4 protein-coding genes and 1 pseudogene are annotated in these 4,136 nt (G+C 62.6%); all 5 read right to left on the bottom strand.

What is annotated here, in order from left to right; translation table 11 throughout:
- Nucleotides 1-166: 166 nt before the first annotated feature.
- Entirely contained in the window at nt 167-1,051 is an 885-nt protein-coding gene (locus E5W87_RS09740) for a F0F1 ATP synthase subunit gamma (protein ID WP_292396447.1), read from the bottom strand.
- 29 nt (nt 1,052-1,080) lie between these two features.
- Nucleotides 1,081-2,610 carry a F0F1 ATP synthase subunit alpha gene (gene atpA, locus E5W87_RS09745; RefSeq protein ID WP_095487564.1) on the bottom strand — a complete coding sequence of 510 codons (1,530 nt, stop codon included), beginning with the start codon at nt 2,608-2,610 and terminating at the stop codon, nt 1,081-1,083.
- A complete protein-coding gene (locus tag E5W87_RS09750; protein WP_292396449.1) occupies nt 2,610-3,170 on the bottom strand; it encodes a F0F1 ATP synthase subunit delta in 561 nt (186 codons plus the stop codon). Before E5W87_RS09750 ends, atpA begins: the two co-directional genes overlap by 1 nt.
- Nucleotides 3,171-3,415: 245 nt before the next feature.
- The gene (locus E5W87_RS09755) at nt 3,416-3,811 is read right to left on the bottom strand and encodes a DUF4345 family protein (RefSeq protein WP_292396450.1); all 396 of its coding nucleotides are present in this window, start codon (nt 3,809-3,811) and stop codon (nt 3,416-3,418) included.
- A gap of 108 nt (nt 3,812-3,919) precedes the next feature.
- Nucleotides 3,920-4,136 (bottom strand): annotated as a pseudogene (locus tag E5W87_RS09760) (primosomal protein N'); the annotation flags it as partial.

A 4,136-nucleotide genomic window follows, 5' to 3' on the forward strand; every position in this document is an offset into this window, starting at 1 on the left:
GGCCTTTGCCGCTGCTGCCGGAGCCTTTGCCGGCGCTGCCGCCTTCGCGGCGGTCTTTGGGGCCGCCTTCTGGGGGGTCGCTGCTTTCGCCATCGTCTTTACCCTTTTCGTCTCTTTGTTTCTCACGCGATCCACTTGAAGGTCGCAGACCTTCGCGGGAACGCGCCTAGAGCGCCTCGGCGCCCGAAATGATTTCGATCAATTCCTTGGTGATCTGCGCCTGCCGCTGGCGGTTGTAGGTGATCGACAATTTGTTGATCATGTCGCCGGCGTTGCGCGTCGCATTGTCCATGGCGCTCATCTTGGCACCCATCTCGCCGGCCGCGTTTTCGAGCAGCGCACGGAAGACCTGGACGGAGATGTTGCGCGGGATGAGGTCGGAGAGGATTTCGCCCGGCTCCGGCTCGTATTCATAGACGGCATTGCCGCCATCGGTCGCCTCGGCGGCAGCGGAAGAGACGCCTGCCGGGATGATCTGCTGGGTTGTCGGGACCTGGCTGATCACCGACTTGAACTGCGAATAGAACAGCGTGCAGATGTCGAAGCCACCTTCGTTGAAGAGCTGGATGACTTTCTTGGCAATGGCATCGGCATTGACGAAGCCGAGCGTCTTCACTTCGCGCAGGTCGACGCGCTCGATGATCAGCTCTGCGTAGTCGCGGCGCAGGATGTCGAACCCTTTTTTGCCGACGCAGATGATCTTGACCTTCTTGCCGCCAGCCAGAAGCTTGCGGATGTGGTCGCGGGCAAAGCGTGCGATCTGCGAATTGAAGCCGCCGCACAGACCACGCTCGGCGGTGCAGACGACGAGCAGATGCACGTCGTCCTTGCCAGTGCCGGTCATCAGCGCGGGGGCATCGCCGCCGCCGCCGACTGCCTGGGTGATGTTGGCCAGCACCGCGCCCATGCGCTCCGAATAGGGGCGCGCGGCTTCCGCCGCCTCCTGCGCGCGACGCAGCTTCGCCGCGGCGACCATCTGCATCGCCTTGGTGATCTTCTGCGTCGCCTTGACCGAGGCGATACGGTTACGAAGGTCTTTTAACGAAGCCATGCTTCAAACCCGATCCCGTCCGGCTTCGTTCAAGCGAAGGTCTTGGCGAAGGTGTCGATCTCCGCCTTCAGCTTGGCGCGCAGATCGTCCGACAGCGCCTTCTCCTTGCGGATGCCGTCGAGCACTTCCTTGCCGGCCGAGCGCATGTGGCTGAGCAAGCCATGCTCGAATTTGCTGACCTGGTCGATCGCCAGCTTGTCGAGATAGCCGTTGACGCCGGCGAAGATCACCGCGACCTGCTCCTCGACCTTCAGCGGCGAGAATTGCGGCTGCTTCAGGAGTTCGGTCAGGCGCGCACCGCGGTTAAGCAGGCGCTGCGTGGCGGCGTCGAGGTCGGAGCCGAACTGGGCGAAGGCCGCCATTTCACGATACTGCGCGAGCTCGCCCTTGATCGAGCCGGCGACCTGCTTCATCGCCTTGATCTGCGCCGAGGAGCCGACGCGCGACACCGACAGGCCGACATTGACCGCCGGGCGGACGCCCTGGAAGAATAGATTGGTTTCCAGGAATATCTGGCCGTCGGTGATCGAGATGACGTTGGTCGGGATGTAGGCCGACACGTCGTTGGCCTGGGTCTCGATGATCGGCAGTGCCGTCAGCGAACCGCCGCCATTGTCGTCATTGAGCTTGGCGGCACGCTCCAGAAGGCGCGAATGCAGGTAGAAAACGTCGCCCGGATAGGCTTCGCGGCCGGGCGGGCGGCGCAGCAGCAGCGACATCTGGCGGTAAGCGACGGCCTGCTTCGACAGATCGTCGTAGCTGATCAGCGCATGCATCCCGTTGTCGCGGAAATATTCGCCCATGGTGCAGGCGGTGAACGGCGCCAGGAACTGCATCGGCGCCGGATCGGAAGCGGTGGCGGCGACGATGATCGAATAGTCGAGCGCGCCGCGCTCTTCGAGAACTTTCACGAACTGCGCGACGGTCGAGCGCTTCTGGCCGACGGCGACGTAGACGCAGTAGAGCTTTTCCTTCTCCGGCCCGTGGTCGTGCACCGATTTCTGGTTGAGCATCGTGTCGAGAATGATCGCGGTCTTGCCGGTCTGACGATCACCGATGACCAACTCGCGCTGGCCGCGGCCGACCGGGATTAGCGCATCGATGGCCTTGAGGCCGGTCGACATCGGCTCGTTCACCGATTTGCGCGGAATGATGCCGGGCGCCTTGACGTCGACCCGCTTGCGCTCGGTCGCCTTGATCGGGCCCTTGCCGTCGATCGGATTGCCGAGCGCGTCGACGACGCGGCCGAGCAGGCCCATGCCGACCGGCGTATCGACGATGGCGCCGGTGCGCTTGACGATGTCGCCTTCCTTGATGTCGCGGTCGGCGCCGAAGATGACGACGCCGACATTGTCGGCTTCGAGGTTGAGCGCCATGCCGCGGATGCCGCCGGGGAACTCGACCATCTCGCCGGCCTGGACATTGTCGAGGCCGTAGACGCGGGCGATGCCGTCACCGACGGACAGAACCTGGCCGACTTCGGAGACCTCGGCCTCCTTGCCGAAATTCTTGATCTGGTCTTTCAGAATTGCGGAAATTTCCGCGGCGCGGATGTCCATCAGCCGACCTCTTTCAGTGCAAGCTTGAGCGAATTGAGTTTGGTTTTGAGCGACGTATCGATCTGGCGCGAGCCTATCTTGACCACCAGCCCGCCGAGCAACGACGGATCGACGGTCACGGTGATCGCGACATCCTTGCCGGCAACACTTTTCAGCGCCGCCTTCAGCTCGGTCTGCTGAGCCGCTGTCAGCGCATGCGCCGAGGTGACTTCAGCGGCGGTCTCGCCACGGTACTCGGCGGCGATCTGGCGGAATGCCTTGATCATGCCTGGCACCGCGAACAGCCGGCGGTTCTGGGCGACGACGCGCAGGAAATTGCCGGTGAGGCCGGTGATCCCTGCCTTGTCGGCGATCGCCGCAATAGCCCTGGCTTGGTCCTCGCTGGAGAACACCGGGCTATTGATCAGACGGGTAAGATCGGCACTGTCTTCGAGCATCGCCGCGAAACTGTTGAGGTCGGCTTCGACCTTAGCAACCGAATTTGCCTGCAGCGCGAGTTCGAATAGCGAACCCGCATAGCGTTCTGCGACACCCGAGATTGGCGATGACGATTGGGCCACGGACCGTCTTTTCTCTTGTCTGACAGGCCGCAGATTGTTGGCGCGAGCAAAAACTCTGGCTAAATCTTTGACCTTACTGCATTTTTCCAAGCACGGAGGCGCGGCTTCCGCTATCCCCGGCCGAAAGTCGATTGCCGTCTAGCACAGGCATTTTAAGACCGCAATGCGTCGTCCTGCATGGTTTTAGGCACTATTGTCGCATCTGGCGGCCGAGCTTAGCGACTGGCCCCGAATTAGCCTTTGATTCAAGGCACAAAGCCGAAGCCGAAGGCAAGCGGCAGCGCCGCCAACACCAGTTCCACCACAATGGAAACCCAATTGAAAGGCGTGTTGGCGCCGTCCGACATCATCGACAGCAGCCGGCCGAAGGCGGTGAATAGCCAGGAAAAGCCAAGCGCCATATAGAGCAGCGGTTGCGCCAGAAGAATGCAGCACAGGCTGACGCCGAGATAGAAGCCCGACATCCTGCCGCGCCCTTCGGCGATCGCCGCCGCCTTCTCCGGCTTGACCTGCAGGCGCAGGATCCGGAAGGCCAGCCCCGGCGCCAGGAACAGCAGCAGGCCGAACAGCAATGTCACGACGGCGCTCGACCACGCCAGCCACTCGCCCTGGCTCATCGGCCATGGAAACGCAAATTCCATACTGTCCCCTCGTAAATGGCTGTTTCGAAATTTCGGGCATTCTAGCGAAGGAAGAGACATGCGCCAGATGGCGTCGGCGAATTACGCAAAGCCTGCCAGTTGACGCCCTCACAAAAAGCTCTGCGGGTCGATGTCGACCTGCACACGCACCGAGCCCCGTACCTTCGGTCCCTCGGCCAGCATGGCGCGGATGAAGCCTTGCATGTCGGCGCGCCGCTCGCCCTGGATCAGCAGGCGAAAACGATGGCGGCCGCCGATCAGCGACAGCGGCGCCTCGGCCGGGCCGAGCACGAACAGGTCGGTGGCCTGAGGTGCGGCGCGCCGC

The sequence above is a fragment of the Mesorhizobium sp. genome, from assembly GCF_004962925.1.
GTDB lineage: Bacteria > Pseudomonadota > Alphaproteobacteria > Rhizobiales > Rhizobiaceae > Mesorhizobium.

Coding starts and splice junctions, on each gene's coding strand:
- E5W87_RS09740 (WP_292396447.1), bottom strand. CDS start 1,051: ATGGCTTCGTTAAAAGACCTTCGTAACCGTATCGCCTCGGTCAAGGCG.
- atpA (WP_095487564.1), bottom strand. CDS start 2,610: ATGGACATCCGCGCCGCGGAAATTTCCGCAATTCTGAAAGACCAGATC.
- E5W87_RS09755 (WP_292396450.1), bottom strand. CDS start 3,811: ATGGAATTTGCGTTTCCATGGCCGATGAGCCAGGGCGAGTGGCTGGCG.